We start from the raw sequence: 17098 nt of genomic DNA on the forward strand, positions 1-17098 counted from the left end.
ATTATGGCTAATTTTTTCACAGAATTATCACCAGAGTTAAAAGCATTTATTGAAAAACAGAAAGTATTTTTCGTGGCTACAGCTACCGCTGAAGGTAGAATAAATTTATCACCAAAAGGCCTAGATACATTCAGGGTAGAAAATGGCAACAAAGTACTTTGGTTAAATCTTACGGGTAGTGGAAACGAAACAGCGGCCCACTTATTAAAAAATAATCGCATGACTGTAATGTTCTGCGCTTTTGAGGGCAAACCTCTTATCCTCAGATTATATGGTCATGCTAAAATTTACCATGAAAGGGATGATGAGTTTCATGAATATATTAAGGCATTTCCTAAAATAGCTGGCACAAGGCAAATTATTGAAATGACCATTGATTCCGTACAGACTTCGTGCGGTTTTGCCGTGCCATTTATGGATTTTAGGGAAGAACGTCTGCAACTTAATTCTTGGGCAGAAAAACAAGGAGAAAAACGCTTAAAAGAGTATAGAAAAGCAAAAAACACAAAGAGTATTGATGGGTTAGATACCGGTTTAGAACTATAAACGCTTACACTTAAGTACTTCGAAAAATAAGTTTATGAATGTTTTTGTTCGTTATTTGCCCTATTCTTTTGTTAAGTTCACTTAAAACAAACTAAACTAATTTGTAAATTAGCTCATAGATATACTTGAATATGAGCACAGAAACAAAAATAGGTTTAATACTAGTATTACTAGCAACTTTGGTGGTTTTTATAATAGTAACCAGAAAAGCACTTATTAGATTTTCACTATTGAAAGCCATAGAACCAAATAGAAGAAAAATTGTTGGTTCCCTAATCTATTTTACATACTACATTATTGCCCTTTTCATTTTATTGCTAATCATTGGAATTGAATTTAATCAATTCATGATTTTTGCATCGTCTATATTAGCCGTTCTGGGTGTCGGCTTTTTTGCCCAGTGGTCTCTATTATCAAATTTAACGACCAGTATGATTTTATTCTTCTTTCACCCACTTCGTATTGGAAGCCATGTTAGAATCATTGATAAGGAATTGGACCTCTCAGGTCAGGTTATCGATATTACTGGATTTTATGTGCTTTTAAAAAAAGAGGATAATAAAATCGTTTCTATTCCAAATTCGGTGATCATAAATAAAGGCATAGAATTCAACTGATTAAACTCTTATGAAAAAACCAAAAAGAAAAGAAATAGGACAAATTCCTGGAACACCAGTTTATTTGGGTGAAAAAGAAAACAAAGCCCTAGAACTTGAGGTGTTCGATTATTCAGTTGATTCTTTTTCGGAGTCTAAGTATAACGGAATTAAAGGTGTATCTACATTATTGGCTGTAGATAGTGCAACATGGGTAAACATTAATGGTCTAAGCCATGTTGAAGACATCAAAGAACTTGGTTTAAAATTAGGTTTACATCCACTACTTATAGAGGATATTGTAAATACCCAACAAAGACCAAAATTAGATGAGTATGACGATTACGCCCTGTGTGTTTTAAAAATGTTGCATTTTGATAAAAACAACTCCTTAGTTATAGAGCATGTTAGTTTTGTTCTCGGTAAAAATTACATTATAACTTTTCAAGAAGCTGAAGGTGATGTATTCGACCCAATAAGAGAAAGGTTACGAACATCCAGAGGGTTGGTTAGAAAAATGGGGGCCGACTACTTACTTTATGCCCTTATAGATATTATTGTAGACAACTATTTTACTATGACAGATGACTTAAGTTCCAAAACTGAAGCCTTGGAAGATGATATCTTTAGCGCCACTAAAAAGAACGACGACCTAGTTTTGGAAATACAAACTTTGAAGCGAGAAATTTTAAGGATTAGAAAAGCTATTTACCCCCTAAGAGAAGTGGTTGGTAGCTTAAATAAATTAGATAATACACTAGTTAAAGAAAAAACAAATCTTTATTTATCCGATTTGCACGACCACATCATTCAAGTATCTGAAAACGTGGATATTTACCGTGAAATGATTTGGGGCTTAATGGATATACACCAAACTACATTGAGCAATAAAATGAACGAGATAATGAAAGTGCTTACCATAATAGCCACTATATTTATTCCCCTTACTTTTATTGCTGGTATTTACGGTATGAATTTCGAAAATATTCCAGAGCTAAAATACAATTACGGCTACTTCTTTTTATGGGGACTAATGGTTCTTATTTTTATTGGGATGCTTTATTACTTTAAACGAAAAAAGTGGTTGTAACTCTTTAAAGAATAGATGTTTTTTCATCTATTCTTTAAAGTATCATCAAGGCTTTTAAATTAACGTTTAAACTTTAGTTTCTTTTCAATTGCTTCAATCATGATATTTGCAACATCAAGTCCAGTAGCATTTTCAATGCCTTCTAGACCCGGTGAAGAATTAACTTCCAATAAAAGAGGACCCTTGTTAGAGCGTATAATGTCTACACCAGCCACAGGCAAGTTTAAAATCTTTGCTGCTTTTATGGCCAATCTTCGTTCCTCTGGGGTTATTTTTATTTTAGACGCCAATCCACCTTGATGGATATTTGCCCTAAACTCTCCCTTGGCAGCCTGCCTTTGCATGGAGGCAACTACTTTACCATTCACAACAAAACACCTGATATCCTGCCCGTTAGCTTCTTTAATGAACTCTTGTACTAGTATATTGGTTTTTACGCTCTTAAAGGCATTGATAACACTTTCTGCCGCTTTATTGGTTTCAGCTAAAACAACACCCTTTCCTTGTGTACTTTCTAAAAGCTTTATGATAAGCGGTGCTCCGTTTACCATCTTGATTAAGTCTTTGGTATCTAAAGGTGAGTTTGCAAAACCCGTAGTTGGTATATGAATATCATTTTTAGCGAATAATTGAGTTGCTAAAAGTTTATCTCTAGATTGTGTAATGGCTTCGGCTGAATTTAGACAATACACCCCCATAGCATCAAATTGTCTTATTAGAGCACAGGCATAGAAAGTCATGGATGGTTTAATTCTAGGTATAATGGCATCATAAGCATCAATAACATTTCCTCCTCTATATCTAATTTGAGGCTCAGCGGCATCAAACTTCATATAGGCTTGTTGTACGTTAAGAAATACCATTTCATGGCCTCTTGCCTTCCCTGCTTCCATTAAACGTTTGTTACTAAACAAATCTGGGTTACTAGCCAATAGCGCAATTTTCAAACCGGTCTTTTCTGGCATAAAACGAGCATACCTTTCCTCTATCTCTTCTTGTGAGAAACTTTTTTGTAAATCAGCTGAAGCCGCATCAACCATATAGCGGCCAGATAATGCCTCCCTGCCCAATAGCATTCTAAACTCCATAGAATCTCTATTGGCAAGAGTAAGTTCAATATCGAAAGTGTCATCTCCCAACGTTAATGCCGTTTTGATGACATAACGTTCTTCGGAAATTCCAAGGGAACTTTTAACCGTTCTCTTGGCTAAGATTTTCGATTCGCACTTAACAGAAATACTTCGGTTGTCCTGAAGTGGATTTACTTCAAATTTCACCCATTCTTCTCCCTTCTTAAGAAAAGGCTTGATATTATTGGCCTGTATTGATGATGTCTTAGCGCCAGAATCTATTCGTGCCTTTATGGCAGGAATTCCAAACTCTTTAAAAACGCACCATTCCTCACTACCAACTACTTTGTACTGTGTTGTATTCAATGTTATACTATGTTTTTTTGAATTAGTTGAATTTTAAAACGAAAAGGTCTATGACCTCAATTACAATTAAAATGATAATTATTAATTCCAATCTACTACTCTCTCTATGGAACATAATCTCTTTGAACAAATCGAGATTTTCCTTCACGATATCTATTTGGTGGTGAATACTATGATGTCTATCAACTAAATCGAATTTTTTCTTAAGTTCGATATTTAAACTGTCAAGTACCTTATCATCACTTGCTACTTCGTGAGACTCAAAAATATATAGATTTTCAGAAATTTTATTTTTTACATTTAAGACCTTACCTATATATCGTTTTAACTTTTTACCACTTATGTTTAGTTTACCCTTTTCCTCCAGAATATTGGTATGCCTTCTTGTATCTTCCAAAATCTGTTCGGCTATGCCGTAGTAAAAATTTAGTGCTACAGATTGTGACAAATTCAACATAATGAGCCTGATTTTTTCCGGATTTTCATCCTCTAAATTAATGTCATCAAAGCCAATATTGGTTTCATCACAGTTCAGTATAACATCTATATCCTCTGAAACAGGTTTTTTAAAAATAGTACCCTTTAATGCCGAAATGATTTTTCTTTTTAGCACATCTATTTCGGTTAAAGACAGATTGAAAAAACAAATTATACCGTATTTAAAAGCATAAAAGTACTTGTTGTCTCCCATACTATAGTACAGTTCATCATTATCTGAATATAGCGGCGTTTGGTTAAAAATGGTTTTTAATGCATTAATGTTTATGCTTTCCGATACTTTAAAGGCAACTGCATTGGCTTTATTGGCGCTCATAGCTAGGTTTCAAAAATCTCTTTTTTACTTTTAAAACTTTTAAACTCAATCATGTAACCATTTGGGTCTGTAATGAAGAAAGACAAATGCTCTCCAACCTTATTTTCCATAAAGGTTACTTCTGTAGTTACTTCCTGATTGGACTGCAATAGCTTCTTGTATAAGGCGCCCCATTTTTCAATACTAACAATAACCCCAAAGTGAAATGACGGTAGAATGTTATCATCCAATTTGTAGTTTTTATATTTAAAGTCGAAAGACCCCGATTGCGTAAATGTAAGTTGGTGGTTATACAAATTCACATCAACCCATTTATCTGTATGCCTACCTAGTGGCATTCCCAAAACTTCTGAGTAAAACTTCTTTGTTTGGTTTATATCTTCACATGGCAATGCTAAGTGAAATTGAGCTTTCATAATTAATTGTTTTAATTTATTATTTCAATAAAACGCTTTAATCCTCGAAAGGATTTTGAATAGCTTCTGGGTCGTCATTCTCAAAATCCTCGTAATCATCCTCATCATAATCTTCCATAACTTTTTCAAGTTTGGCACTAACTTTCACAAGATATTTAGTGTCCTCTGTAATAATTTCAACAGCTTCAATGAGCTCGTAATTTGCATTTCTAAACTGAATAATATCGATGTCATCATACCCATCAGGAAATTTTTCAACAACTAATGCTAAAATTTCGGGTGTCAATTTTTTAAAATCGACAATTACTCGTTTTAAGTTAGGGTTGTTTTTACTTTTCATGGCTACATATCTAATAAATAGGCAAAAATTAACGGCGCAACAATGGTTGCATCACTTTCAATAATGAATTTAGGAGTATCTATATCTAATTTACCCCAAGTAATTTTTTCATTTGGTACAGCACCAGAGTAAGAGCCATAACTGGTGGTAGAATCACTTATTTGGCAAAAATAACTCCAAAACGGTGTATCAGTTCGTTCCATATCCTGATAAAGCATTGGTACTACACATATAGGGAAATCTCCAGCTATGCCTCCACCAATTTGAAAGAAGCCAATACCTTTTTTGGAATTTTTGGTGTACCAATCTGCCAAAAAGGTCATGTATTCTATTCCAGATTTTATGGTACTTGCCCTTAACTCACCTTTTAAAACATAACTGGCAAAAATGTTTCCCATGGTGCTATCTTCCCATCCTGGACAAACAATTGGCAAGTTTTTTTCTGCTGCCGCATACATCCAAGAGTCTTTTAAATCTATTTCATAATACTCTTCAAGAACACCAGACAAAAGCATCTTATACATATACTCATGCGGTAAAAAACGTTCACCGTTTTCATCAGCCGCTTTCCAAATATCGTAAATATGCTTTTGTAACCTTCTAAATGCTTCTTCTTCAGGAATACAAGTATCTGTCACCCTGTTCAATCCTTGCTCCAATAAATCCCATTCCTCTTCTGGAGTTAAATCTCGGTAATCTGGAATGCGTTTGTAGTGCGAATGTGCTACCAAATTCATTATATCCTCTTCAAGATTAGCACCAGTACAGGAAATAATATGAACTTTATCCTGACGTATCATTTCTGCAAATATTTTACCTAATTCTGCAGTACTCATAGCGCCCGCTAAAGATACCAACATTTTAGACCCGCCATTCAATTGCGCTTCATAGGCCTTGGCTGCATCAACTACTGTAGCCGCATTAAAATGTAGGTAATATTTTTCAATAAAATTTGAAACTGCTCCTTTAGTATTCATCGTCTTCGTGAAATTTTACAGGTTTATTTAATCGATTCGAAACGTCGTACGAACCTTCAAAATCATCATTACCCTCTGTTTGAAACTTATAACTAAGCATTTTATAATATAGTTTAGCTGCCAGAAAATCTGATGATTTCTCGTTTTCATTTGGACATAGTTCAACGATATCAAACCCGACAACATTCTTTTCTTCAAAAACTTGTTTTAAGAAATCCAACGTTTCATACCACAATAAACCTCCAGGTTCTGGTGTGCCGGTACTGGGCAAAATTGAAGGATCTAAAGCATCTAAATCAAAGGTAATAAATACATTCTCGGTCATTTGGTCTATAGCTGATTCCATCCAAGAATCATCCATGGCCATTTCGTGGGCAAAATAGGTTTTATCAAAATCCATTACAGATTTCTCTTTTACGTCCATCGAACGAATACCAACCTGGATTAAATTGGTCTCTTGACTTGCCTCGTAAACAGCACAGGCATGATTGCAGGAACTGCCTTCATAAGATGACCTTAAATCTGCATGTGCATCAATGTGTAAAACCGTTAGGCTATTAAACGCTTCATTAAACGCTCTAATAGTGCCTATAGATATAGAATGCTCACCACCAAAAATAGTTACAAACTTGTTTTTCTTTATATAGCTTTTAACAACTTGATGAACTGCTTCTACCATTTTTTCGGGGGAACTGTTTTCGGCTACTGGATCAGCTAAAAAAACACCTTGTTTGTAGACTTCAGAATCTGTTTCTATATCATAAAGTTCCATATTTTCTGAAGCTTCTAAAAAAGCCTCTGGACCTTTATCTGCTCCTTTTTGCCAAGTGCTTGTTCCATCATAGGGAACTGGAATTAAAACAATGTTAGCTTGTTCTAATTTAGCATACTTCTCTGGTATGCCAGCGTAAGTTTTTGTATTCATTTTATTTACCTGCTAAATGCAAATCGTTTTCTGTTTCTAAAATTTCAATATTTTCTTCTAATAAAGGCTCTTTTTTGTAACCTAAGATTTCCAATAAATCTTCACTCTTTTGTTGTTCTTTAAAAAGTGTGGTTAAGATATTTCCTTGCTCATCTTTATCTATTAGTATGTGCTTAGGATTGGGTATTAAGCAATGTTGCAAACCTCCAAAACCTCCTATGGTTTCTTGATACGCCCCCGTATTAAAAAAGCCAACATATAGCGGTTTATCTTTATCATACTTTGGTAAATAAATAGCATTGATATGTTGCTCACTATTATAGTAATCATCGCTATCGCAAGTTAAACCGCCTAATAATACTCGCTCATAAGAACTATCCCATCTATTAATTGGCAGCATTACAAAACGTTTGTTTATGGCCCATGTATCAGGAAGTGTGGTAATGAATGAGGAGTTTATCATATTCCACTTCTCTCTATCGTTTTGTTGTTTTTGATATAACACTTCGTAGATAGCGCCACCACTTTCACCAACGGTAAAGCTTCCAAATTCGGTAAATAGGTTTGGAACATCCACGCCTTCTTCTTCACAAGCTTGCTGAATTTGGTTTACAATTTCATCAACCATGTATTCATAGTCAAAATCAAAGGCCAATGAGTTTTTTATTGGGAATCCGCCCCCTATATTTAAACTATCCAATGACGGACAAACCTTTTTTAAACTGATATATACTTTTAAACATTTTAAAAGCTCGTTCCAATAGTACGCATTATCTCTTATACCAGTATTGATAAAGAAATGGAGCATTTTAAGATTGGCCTTGGGATTGTCTTTTATTTCGGCGTTATAGAATGGTACAATATTTTTATACCCAATCCCCAAACGCGATGTGTAAAATTCAAATTTTGGTTCTTCCTCAGAGGCTATCCTAATACCAATATCAAACTTGCCGTTTATCTCGTTGGTTAGAAGGTTTATCTCCTCATAATTGTCTATTACCGGAATGCAATTTTTGTGACCGTTGTTAATGAGCCTGGCAATATTGGTAATATATTGCTCTCTTTTAAAACCATTACAAATAACATAAGTGTCATTATTTATTTTACCTGTTTTCTTTAGGTGCTCAACAATATCAATATCAAAAGTTGACGATGTTTCTATATGAATATTGTTCTTCAAAGCTTCATCTAAAATATGTTTGAAATGAGAACTTTTGGTACAATAACAGTAATTGTAAACACCTTGATAATTATGTTTTACAAATGCTTTTTCAAACCACTTTTTTGCTCTATTAATATTGTTTGATATTTGTGGCAAATAGGTAAATTTTAATGGTGCTCCATAAACCTCAACTAATTTATTTAAGTCAATGTCATGAAAAAATAATTGGTTGTTTTCTAACTCAAATTCTGGTTGAGGAAAATCGAATGTCTGATTGATTAAATCAATATATTTAGTATTCATTATAATAAAATTCTATTTTGAAGAAATTAAGGTGTAAAGAGCTTATTGAAAAGACAAGCTCATCAATTAAAAAAAATCAAAAAAGAAATGTTATCAAATACGTATTTGATTAACCGTAGTAGGCATAAAACCAAATAAAATTTGGTTTATGAACAATAAGAAGTTAACGGAAGTTAGCTCTAAATTTCGGATGCTTACACCATAAGCAGCTTTTGAATTTGACTTCCTAATTTTCAAAAGCCCGAACGTAAAAACAGGTCTCACTTTGTTCAGCTAAAAAGTTCCTATGGTAAAAAATTTCTAGTGCAAATGAAAAACAAAATATTTAATAAACAAGTATTTTTATATATTTTTTTACTTCGGTTTTTTTTATTGTACCACCTAAGAAAACCTTGTTTAAATAACTGAATATCAGCATTATAAAAACATAACTAATTTTATAACCCTGGTTTTAATATAAAATTATGGCTAAAAATACACAAACTTTAAGTCAAAGGTATTCAGGAAAAACGCCTAAAGTGTAGTTATAAAGTAACTTTTTATTCCTGTCATTATACTTTGAACTGCATAAGAAGCCAGAATTAGGCCCATAATTTTACTAATTACAGTAATCCCGTAATCGCCTATTATTTTTTGCACTTTATTGGCTATTAATAATATAAGAGCGGTTAAAAATATAACAACCAATACTAAAAATGTTGTTATTGCCTGTTGCTCAAGAGTATAGAGATTATTATCTGTTAAAATAACAACTGCCATAATAGCTCCAGGAGAAGCTATAGAGGGGATAGCTAAAGGGAAGACTGTAACATGTCTGTAGTCTGTAATTCTATTCTTTTCCCGTTCTGGCTTACCATCTCCAAAAATCATTGTGAGTGCAAACAAAAACAAGATAACCCCTCCAGACACCTGAAAGGCATCAAGAGATACATCCATTCCCTCAAAAATAAGCTGACCGACAATAATGAAAAACAACAAAATTAAAAACGCTAAAACAGAAGCTCTTATAGCTATTTTTCTTTTGTGCCATCCATCAAAATCACGAGTTGCCTCCAAGTATACGGGTACCGACCCAATGGGATCCATAACCGCAAATAAAAAGAAAAAAGTTGCCGCTAACTCTGCCATACTACTTAATGCGCCTTGAATGCGTTGTAAACGAAATACCCTGTGTACCTTGCATAGAATTCATAACACCTTCAAAAAGTGGTTCTGGACAAGACTTTGGTGTTTTCCACTCAAATAGAAAATTTGACCCGGTACCACCCTCAATATCGGCTTGGGCTATTACAATCTCTAGAGTTTCCATTGGAGACATATAGATTGGGTAATCGAAATAAGTTCTAATGTTTTCGCCCTCGGTATTAAAATAGTCTGCTCTTAGGAGATAAATGGTATCTTTTTCACTCACATTTCGTAAGCTAACCATGCCTGTTAAATTATACTTTTTCTTTTGAGAAAAACTGTAGATTTGGGAATACACCGATAGATAAGATTTCCCATGATTAAGGGAATCTAATTTAGAAATATCAACTTTCCGCTTTACCCAGTTTTCTTTGTCTATGCTAAATTCAGGCTGTACTTGTTTTTCTTTGCATCCAATAAAAAACAATAAAATTAATATTATAAGGTATCTCATATTGATGATTTTGCACATATAATCTTTATAAATATAGGTCTTTTAGAAAAAATAAAAACCAGCCTCGGTAAATTAGACTAAAAAACATAAATCTCTATAACGAACATTATAAATACAATAATTTTATGTTGTCGCTATTCGAGTTACAGTTTTTTAATTCTTATCCTCTAACATGGGTACAAACCTGAAATCACCAAATTCATGCTGTTCGAACTCTTTTGGTCCTTTTCTGATAAAAAGTGTCATGGTTTGCACGTCATTTCCAACGGGGATTACTAATCTTCCCCCCTCCTTTAATTGACTTAGTAAAGGCTTTGGCACAAATGGCGCTCCGGCAGTTACAATAATACTATCGAAAGGGGCTTCTTCTGGTAAACCTTTATAACCATCACCAAAAACAAGTTTTTTGGGCCTGTAGCCTATTTTCGATAAAAACTTACTTGTTTTTTTAAACAGTTCTTGCTGACGTTCAATACTATAAACTTTAGCGCCTAATTCACACAATACAGCACATTGGTAGCCACTTCCCGTACCTATTTCTAAAACTTTATCACCTCGTTTTACTTGTAGTAATTCTGATTGAAAAGCCACTGTATAGGGCTGCGAAATGGTTTGGTCAGCAGCTATGGGAAAGGCTTTATCTTGGTAAGCATGATCCAAAAAACTAGAATCCATAAACAAGTGTCTTGGTATATTACCAATGGCCCTTAATACGTTTTCATCTGCTATTCCTTTGGCTTTTATAACGTTAACCAACTGCTGCCTTAAGCCCTTGTGTTTAAATGTATCTTTCAATGGTTAGTGAAGTTTTTCAGCCTAAAATTAGTCAAACATTTCAAAGCTTAAAATTATTTAGAAGAGAATTTGGTATTAGGCTATTTTTAACGCTATTTCAACACCAAAGTATTAGCAAAAAATCACTAAATTCACGTACTTTTGTTGAAAACCATATTATTATGCTAAATGCTGGTGTACTAGGTGCGGGCCACCTTGGAAAAATTCACTTAAGACTTCTAAATCAATCCCATAAATACAATCTTATTGGCTTTTATGATGCCGATGCAAAAAACGGTAAAAAGGTAGAAGCTGAATTTGGATACAAGTTTTTCAAATCTATTGACGAACTTATAGATGCTGTTGATGTTGTAGATATCGTTACACCAACGTTATCGCATTACGATTGTGCCAAAAAGGCCATTGTTAAAGGAAAACACATCTTTATTGAAAAGCCTATTACCAATACTGTAGAAGAAGCCGAACACATAAGGGAACTTTTAGCAGAGAACAATTTGAGAGGACAAGTTGGTCATGTTGAACGCTTTAATCCAGCTTTTTTAGCAGTTAAAGATGATATCAATTCACCTATGTTTATTGAGACCCATAGGTTGGCAGAATTTAATCCCAGAGGAACCGATGTACCCGTGGTTTTAGATCTTATGATTCATGATATTGATGTGATTCTTAGTTTAGTAAAATCTAAGGTGAATCATATTTCGGCCAGTGGCGTTTCTGTAATCAGTGATACACCAGATATTGCAAACGCACGTATAGAGTTTGAAAATGGTTGTGTCGCCAATTTAACGGCAAGTAGAATTTCATTGAAAAAAATGCGTAAAGCTCGTTTCTTTCAAAAGGATGCTTATATCTCTGTAGACTTTTTGGAAAAGAAATGTGAGGTTGTTAAAATGAAAGACGCCCCAGAAAACCCTGGAGATTTTGATATGATTCTACAAAATGCCGAAGGAGTAAAAAAACAAATCTATTTTGACAATCCTAAAATAGAAGACAATAATGCAATTTTGGATGAGCTTGAGGCATTTGCCGATGCCATAAACACAAATACAACACCTGTGGTTACACTCCAAGATGGTACAGAGGCACTTCGCGTTGCCAATCAAATCATTAATTGTTTTTAGTATGCAAATTATAGCTGTTATTGGTGCAGGCACCATGGGAAATGGCATTGCACACACTTTTGCACAATCTGGGTTTAAAGTTAACTTAATTGACATCAATGAAGTTGCTCTAGAAAACGGACTTCGCACAATTACCAAGAATTTGGACCGCATGATTGCAAAGGAAAAGATTTCTGAAGTAGACAAAAAAGAAACCCTCAGTAATATTTCAAGTTTTACTGATATAAATGAAGGTGTAAAAACTGTAGATTTGGTGGTTGAAGTCGCTACTGAAAATATAGACCTGAAACTAAAGATATTCAAGCAACTCGATAGCCTTTGTCATCAACACACCATTTTAGCAACAAATACATCATCTATATCCATTACCCAAATTGCAGCAGTAACATCAAGACCTGAAAAGGTTATTGGAATGCATTTTATGAATCCAGTACCCATTATGAAATTGGTTGAAGTTATTCGTGGTTACAATTCCAGTGATGCTGTTACGAACACCATAATGGAACTCTCTAAATCTCTTGGGAAAGTTCCTGTAGAGGTTAATGACTACCCTGGCTTTGTTGCCAATCGTATCTTAATGCCCATGCTAAATGAATCCATAGAAACCCTTTACAATGGCGTGGCAGGTGTTCTAGAAATCGACACCGTGATGAAATTAGGCATGGCGCACCCTATGGGCCCTTTACAACTGGCAGACTTTATAGGTCTGGATGTTTGTCTTTCAATTTTAAATGTGATGTACGATGGCTTTAAAAACCCCAAATATGCGCCTTGTCCTTTATTGACCAACATGGTGCAAGCTGGTAAATTAGGTGTAAAATCAGGTGAAGGTTTTTATGATTATTCCGAAAGTAGAAAAGCTGAAAAAGTAGCCTCACAATTTATAAAATGATGTCGATAACAGATAACCTACAAAATATAAAATCTACACTTCCTGAACACGTTACTCTAGTTGCTGTTTCCAAAACAAAACCGGTTAGTGATATAATGGAAGCCTACCAAGCTGGCCAAAAAGTCTTTGGAGAAAATAAGATTCAAGATATGGCCGAAAAACATCATGTCATGCCAAAAGATATCGAATGGCATATGATTGGGCATGTTCAAAGAAATAAGGTGAAGTACATGGCCAGCTTTGTGAGTTTAATCCATGGGGTTGATAGTATTAAATTGCTTGAAGAAATTAATAAACAGGCTATGAAACACAACCGGGTAATCAACTGTTTAATTCAAATAAAAATAGCTTCCGAAGATTCTAAGTTTGGTATTATTCCTGAAGAAGCTAAAGATATTTTGGAGTCTCAAGCATTTTCAGAATTAAAAAACATAAAAGTGGTTGGTCTTATGGGAATGGCAACATTTACCGATGACCAAGAACAAATTGAAAAAGAATTTAAACTGCTCAAATCAACCTTCGAGAATTTAAAAGACATTAAAACTGAAAACTGCGAACTAAAAACCATTTCAATGGGTATGAGCGGCGATTATAAACTAGCCATAGACTGCGAAAGCACCATGGTAAGAGTTGGCAGTAGTATTTTTGGAGCAAGAAATTACAATTAAACAAAAAACGATTAAACGCATAAACTTTTTTTGTACGCAATACTAGACATAGAAACCACTGGAGGACGATATAACGAAGAAGGCATTACCGAAATAGCGATTTATAAATATGATGGTCACGAAGTAGTCGACCAGTTTATAAGTCTCGTAAATCCAGAACGCGACATCCAACCCTTTGTAGTAAATCTTACAGGTATCAACAACAATATGCTACGTAATGCACCTAAGTTTTATGAGGTTGCAAAACGTATCGTTGAAATAACCACAGATTGTATTATAGTTGCCCACAATGCAAATTTCGATTATCGCATTCTATGCACTGAGTTTAGTCGGTTGGGATTTGAATACGAGAGACAATCGCTTTGTACAGTAGAACTTTCTAAAAACTTAATCCCGGGACAGCAATCATACAGCCTTGGTAAACTGGTTAGAGCGCTGGGTATTCCGGTTTCAGACAGACATAGGGCCTCTGGAGATGCACAGGCAACAGTAAAATTGTTTAAAATGCTTATGGCCAAAGACAGTGACAAACAAATAATTAAAAATTCTGTTCGTGCCAATCCAAAACTTCAGTTAGAACCTCGCCATATAGATATTATCAAAGACCTTCCCTCCGTAACGGGAGTGTATTATATTCATAAAGCCGATGGTGAAATTATATACATAGGAAAGAGCAAAAACATCAAAAAACGTATAAACCAACATTTTACCAATACCAATCCCAAATCTAAAAAAATACAAGCCCAAGTACATGCGGTTACCTACGAGAGTACAGGAAGTGAATTGGTAGCACTTTTAAAAGAAAGTGAAGAAATTAAGCGCGTAAAGCCTATTTTAAATCGCGCCTTAAGAAGAACCATATTTACACATGCTCTTTACAGTTTTGTTGATGAAAACAACTATATAAACCTTAAAATAGATAAAGCTGACGGTAGAAAGCAACCTATAACTACTTTTTCTAATAGGCAAGCAGGCAAAAGTTTTATTACAAGAGTTGTTGAAGATTATAATTTATGTCAAAAACTCACAGGACTTTATAAAACCAAATCAAGTTGCTTTAACTACGAGGTTAAAGCCTGTAACGGTGCCTGTGTAGAACAAGAACCTCCCGAATTATACAATAAGCGTGTTGAATTACTAATCGAAAAAAATAGTTACCATAACAAAAACATGGTCATAATCGACCGTGGAAGAGATATCGATGAGCGTAGTGCTATTTTAATCGAAAATGGTATATTTACGGGACTAGGATTTTTCAACTTAAACTATCAGATTAATAATATAGAGGTTTTAAAATCTATAATAACACCCATGAATAATAACAGAGATACTCAACATATTATTCAGAGTTATTTAAGAAAAAACAAAAAAATCAAACAAATTATATTTAAAGATTAATGAACAAAATCTTTTTAACGCTCGCCTTTCTAGCTACCTTTAATCTCTTTTCACAAACTAAATATAACTCAGATTCTTTCCGTGTAACCCAGGCCGACATAGAAACGAACACCTTTGAAAAAGATTCTACTGCAAACGCTATTATCATTTATGAGGCTGGTAAAAGCTGGATTCGAAATTCTGACTATGACCTGGTAACAGAAGAAAAACACAAACTTAAAATTTTAACCAAGGAAGGAGCAAAACATGCCACCGTTATAATTTACCTCTACCACGACGACTCCAGTAATTATGAACGTGTTAAAAATATTGTAGCAACAACGTACAACTTAAAAGATGGTAAGGTTATAAAAAATCAATTAGACGAAAAGGACATCTTTGAAGAAAAACACAATGAAAACTATAATATCGTAAAGTTTACACTACCAAATATTCAAGAGGGTTCCGTGATTACCTATAGCTATAACATTGAATCTCCATTCAGATTTAAATACAAACCTTGGCATTTTCAACACGAAATACCCACACTCTCAAGTAGATATCAAACCAGTATTCCTGGACTTTGGGAATATAACATTAAGCTCGTTGGCGGAAAAAAACTTACAACTAATACCGCTGATGTAAAAGAGGATTGCTTAGATGGTCCAAATGGGTCCTCCGCTAGTTGTTTAGAATCTGTTTACGAGATGAAAAACATCCCTGCTTTTGTGGAAGAGGAACATATGACTACTAGAGAGAATTACCTAGCGAGAATTGAATATGAATTAAAAACATTTACTGACTTCTACGGTGTTGTAAAAGATTACTCCAAAGAATGGAAGGATGTAGACAAAGAGCTAAAAACAGAACCCAATATTGGCAAACAACTTACTAAATCTGTAAAATTAGAAGATTTGCTAAACACAGACCTAATTAATACTCCTAAAGGTTTAGAAAAAGCACAAGAAATTTACAACTACATACAGGATAGTTACACTTGGAATGGGAAACATCTAATTTTTAAGGACGTATCTGTAAAAGATTTAATTAAAAGTAAAACTGGCAATGTATCGTCAATAAACATATTACTCCACAATATTTTAAAAGAAAGTGGTTTTGATGTGAAACCACTACTAATCTCTACGAGACAGCATGGTATCCCAACAACAATATATCCTGTTATTTTAGATTTTAATTATTTAGTTGTTCATGCCTCAATAGACGGTAAAACGTATTTATTAGATGCAACCGATAAATATTTAAGCTTTGGAGAACTTCCATTTAAATGTTTTAATCACTTCGGAAGGCTTTTAGACTTCGAGAAAGAAAGCCAGTGGTTTGATATTGTACCCAAGAAGTCTGATGTCTATTATTCTGCCAATCTAAAAATAGATAACAACCAAAATATTGTAGGAACCATAAAATCTAAAATAACAGGAAAACATGCCTACGACTACAGAAAGTCTTATTTTAAAAATAAAACTGCTTATGTTGAAAAACTCGAAAATGATTTTAATGACCTAGAAATTTCTGATTTTAAAACTACAGAAAGCTCCAAAACCTCACCGGTATTTAAAGAAGAATATAACATAAAGTATACACCAGAAGACACGGGAGAAAATCTATATTTAGATCCATTTTTTATAAAATTCTTTACAGAAAACCCGTTTAAACTTCAAGAAAGAACCTATCCTATTGATTTCGGATACAAAGATGCTTTTAATTACACACTTATGCTTGATTTGGGAGATGATTACGAGCTTGTAGACCAACCAAAACCTGTTATCCTCAATTTACCGAACAAATCCGGAAAGCTTTTCTTTTCTCCCACACTAATTGGAAACAACTTAAATCTTTCTCTTAGAATAGAATTCAAAAACGCCATTTACCCTCCTGCTTATTATCCATATTTAAAAGCATTTATGAACAAAATAGTAGACATACAAACAAACACTTTATTACTTTTAAAGAAAAAGTAATTTCTTTAGTATTTTTGGGTAA

General features: G+C 34.0%; 18 protein-coding genes. 8 read left to right on the forward strand and 10 right to left on the reverse strand.

Translation table 11 applies throughout. From position 1 onward, the window contains the following. Positions 1-3 precede the first annotated feature (3 nt). The 3 genes from M0214_RS14750 (at position 4) to corA (ending at position 2232) form a co-directional block, all read left to right on the forward strand. Positions 4-546 (forward strand): pyridoxamine 5'-phosphate oxidase family protein, encoded by a 543-nt coding sequence (locus M0214_RS14750; protein WP_248723324.1) that lies wholly within the window; start codon positions 4-6, stop codon positions 544-546. A gap of 131 nt (positions 547-677) precedes the next feature. Beyond that, a complete protein-coding gene (locus M0214_RS14755) occupies positions 678-1163 on the forward strand; it encodes a mechanosensitive ion channel family protein (RefSeq protein WP_248723325.1) in 486 nt (161 codons plus the stop codon). Positions 1164-1173: 10 nt separating this feature from the next. Continuing rightward, on the forward strand, positions 1174-2232 hold the full coding sequence (gene corA / locus M0214_RS14760; protein WP_248723326.1) for a magnesium/cobalt transporter CorA: 1059 nt from the start codon (positions 1174-1176) through the stop codon (positions 2230-2232). Positions 2233-2291: 59 nt separating this feature from the next. Here corA and rimK read toward each other — a convergent pair whose 3' ends face one another. From rimK to M0214_RS14810, 10 genes are all read right to left on the reverse strand, one after another. Next, entirely contained in the window at positions 2292-3668 is a 1377-nt protein-coding gene (gene rimK / locus M0214_RS14765) for a 30S ribosomal protein S6--L-glutamate ligase (RefSeq protein WP_248723327.1), read from the reverse strand. Positions 3669-3690: 22 nt separating this feature from the next. Next, complete coding sequence (locus M0214_RS14770) at positions 3691-4482, reverse strand: RMD1 family protein (RefSeq protein WP_248723328.1); 792 nt, start codon at positions 4480-4482, stop codon at positions 3691-3693. A 2-nt stretch (positions 4483-4484) separates the two neighbouring features. Further along, positions 4485-4898, reverse strand: coding sequence for a VOC family protein (locus tag M0214_RS14775; protein WP_248723329.1), 414 nt, complete (start codon positions 4896-4898; stop codon positions 4485-4487). Between the two features lie 37 nt (positions 4899-4935). Continuing rightward, a complete protein-coding gene (locus M0214_RS14780) occupies positions 4936-5238 on the reverse strand; it encodes a hypothetical protein (RefSeq protein WP_248723330.1) in 303 nt (100 codons plus the stop codon). A gap of 2 nt (positions 5239-5240) precedes the next feature. Beyond that, positions 5241-6215 (reverse strand): deoxyhypusine synthase family protein, encoded by a 975-nt coding sequence (locus tag M0214_RS14785; protein WP_248723331.1) that lies wholly within the window; start codon positions 6213-6215, stop codon positions 5241-5243. Then, complete coding sequence (gene speB / locus M0214_RS14790; protein WP_248723332.1) at positions 6205-7140, reverse strand: agmatinase; 936 nt, start codon at positions 7138-7140, stop codon at positions 6205-6207. The genes M0214_RS14785 and speB overlap by 11 nt, the downstream gene beginning before the upstream one ends. Before the next feature lies 1 nt (position 7141). Further along, complete coding sequence (locus tag M0214_RS14795) at positions 7142-8605, reverse strand: arginine decarboxylase (RefSeq protein WP_248723333.1); 1464 nt, start codon at positions 8603-8605, stop codon at positions 7142-7144. A 513-nt stretch (positions 8606-9118) separates the two neighbouring features. Further along, the gene (locus tag M0214_RS14800; RefSeq protein WP_248723334.1) at positions 9119-9733 is read right to left on the reverse strand and encodes a MarC family protein; all 615 of its coding nucleotides are present in this window, start codon (positions 9731-9733) and stop codon (positions 9119-9121) included. A gap of 1 nt (position 9734) precedes the next feature. Next, complete coding sequence (locus M0214_RS14805) at positions 9735-10244, reverse strand: DUF3124 domain-containing protein (RefSeq protein ID WP_248723335.1); 510 nt, start codon at positions 10242-10244, stop codon at positions 9735-9737. Positions 10245-10397: 153 nt separating this feature from the next. Then, the gene (locus tag M0214_RS14810; protein WP_248723336.1) at positions 10398-11039 is read right to left on the reverse strand and encodes a protein-L-isoaspartate(D-aspartate) O-methyltransferase; all 642 of its coding nucleotides are present in this window, start codon (positions 11037-11039) and stop codon (positions 10398-10400) included. A 161-nt stretch (positions 11040-11200) separates the two neighbouring features. Here M0214_RS14810 and M0214_RS14815 point away from each other — a divergent pair, with 161 nt between their 5' ends. Genes M0214_RS14815 through M0214_RS14835 form a run of 5 tightly spaced genes read left to right on the forward strand, consistent with a single transcriptional unit; the run spans position 11201 to position 17076 of the window. Further along, complete coding sequence (locus M0214_RS14815; protein ID WP_248723337.1) at positions 11201-12160, forward strand: Gfo/Idh/MocA family protein; 960 nt, start codon at positions 11201-11203, stop codon at positions 12158-12160. A 1-nt stretch (position 12161) separates the two neighbouring features. After that, positions 12162-13052 (forward strand): 3-hydroxybutyryl-CoA dehydrogenase, encoded by an 891-nt coding sequence (locus M0214_RS14820; protein WP_248723338.1) that lies wholly within the window; start codon positions 12162-12164, stop codon positions 13050-13052. Beyond that, the gene (locus tag M0214_RS14825) at positions 13052-13720 is read left to right on the forward strand and encodes a YggS family pyridoxal phosphate-dependent enzyme (RefSeq protein WP_248724977.1); all 669 of its coding nucleotides are present in this window, start codon (positions 13052-13054) and stop codon (positions 13718-13720) included. The genes M0214_RS14820 and M0214_RS14825 overlap by 1 nt, the downstream gene beginning before the upstream one ends. Before the next feature lie 30 nt (positions 13721-13750). Beyond that, positions 13751-15118 carry an exonuclease domain-containing protein gene (locus tag M0214_RS14830; RefSeq protein ID WP_248723339.1) on the forward strand — a complete coding sequence of 456 codons (1368 nt, stop codon included), beginning with the start codon at positions 13751-13753 and terminating at the stop codon, positions 15116-15118. Next, the gene (locus M0214_RS14835; protein ID WP_248723340.1) at positions 15118-17076 is read left to right on the forward strand and encodes a DUF3857 domain-containing protein; all 1959 of its coding nucleotides are present in this window, start codon (positions 15118-15120) and stop codon (positions 17074-17076) included. Before M0214_RS14830 ends, M0214_RS14835 begins: the two co-directional genes overlap by 1 nt. The last annotated feature ends 22 nt before the right edge of the window (positions 17077-17098 follow it).

The sequence above is a fragment of the Seonamhaeicola sp. ML3 genome (assembly GCF_023273855.1).
Lineage (GTDB): Bacteria > Bacteroidota > Bacteroidia > Flavobacteriales > Flavobacteriaceae > Seonamhaeicola.

Bases quoted from the DNA above. Each gene is read 5' to 3' on its own strand.
- M0214_RS14750 (WP_248723324.1), top strand. From the start codon at position 4: ATGGCTAATTTTTTCACAGAATTATCACCAGAGTTAAAAGCATTTATT.
- M0214_RS14755 (WP_248723325.1), top strand. From the start codon at position 678: ATGAGCACAGAAACAAAAATAGGTTTAATACTAGTATTACTAGCAACT.
- corA (WP_248723326.1), top strand. From the start codon at position 1,174: ATGAAAAAACCAAAAAGAAAAGAAATAGGACAAATTCCTGGAACACCA.
- M0214_RS14770 (WP_248723328.1), bottom strand. From the start codon at position 4,482: ATGAGCGCCAATAAAGCCAATGCAGTTGCCTTTAAAGTATCGGAAAGC.
- M0214_RS14775 (WP_248723329.1), bottom strand. From the start codon at position 4,898: ATGAAAGCTCAATTTCACTTAGCATTGCCATGTGAAGATATAAACCAA.
- M0214_RS14780 (WP_248723330.1), bottom strand. From the start codon at position 5,238: ATGAAAAGTAAAAACAACCCTAACTTAAAACGAGTAATTGTCGATTTT.
- M0214_RS14785 (WP_248723331.1), bottom strand. From the start codon at position 6,215: ATGAATACTAAAGGAGCAGTTTCAAATTTTATTGAAAAATATTACCTA.
- speB (WP_248723332.1), bottom strand. From the start codon at position 7,140: ATGAATACAAAAACTTACGCTGGCATACCAGAGAAGTATGCTAAATTA.
- M0214_RS14795 (WP_248723333.1), bottom strand. From the start codon at position 8,605: ATGAATACTAAATATATTGATTTAATCAATCAGACATTCGATTTTCCT.
- M0214_RS14800 (WP_248723334.1), bottom strand. From the start codon at position 9,733: ATGGCAGAGTTAGCGGCAACTTTTTTCTTTTTATTTGCGGTTATGGAT.
- M0214_RS14805 (WP_248723335.1), bottom strand. From the start codon at position 10,244: ATGAGATACCTTATAATATTAATTTTATTGTTTTTTATTGGATGCAAA.
- M0214_RS14815 (WP_248723337.1), top strand. From the start codon at position 11,201: ATGCTAAATGCTGGTGTACTAGGTGCGGGCCACCTTGGAAAAATTCAC.
- M0214_RS14820 (WP_248723338.1), top strand. From the start codon at position 12,162: ATGCAAATTATAGCTGTTATTGGTGCAGGCACCATGGGAAATGGCATT.
- M0214_RS14825 (WP_248724977.1), top strand. From the start codon at position 13,052: ATGTCGATAACAGATAACCTACAAAATATAAAATCTACACTTCCTGAA.
- M0214_RS14835 (WP_248723340.1), top strand. From the start codon at position 15,118: ATGAACAAAATCTTTTTAACGCTCGCCTTTCTAGCTACCTTTAATCTC.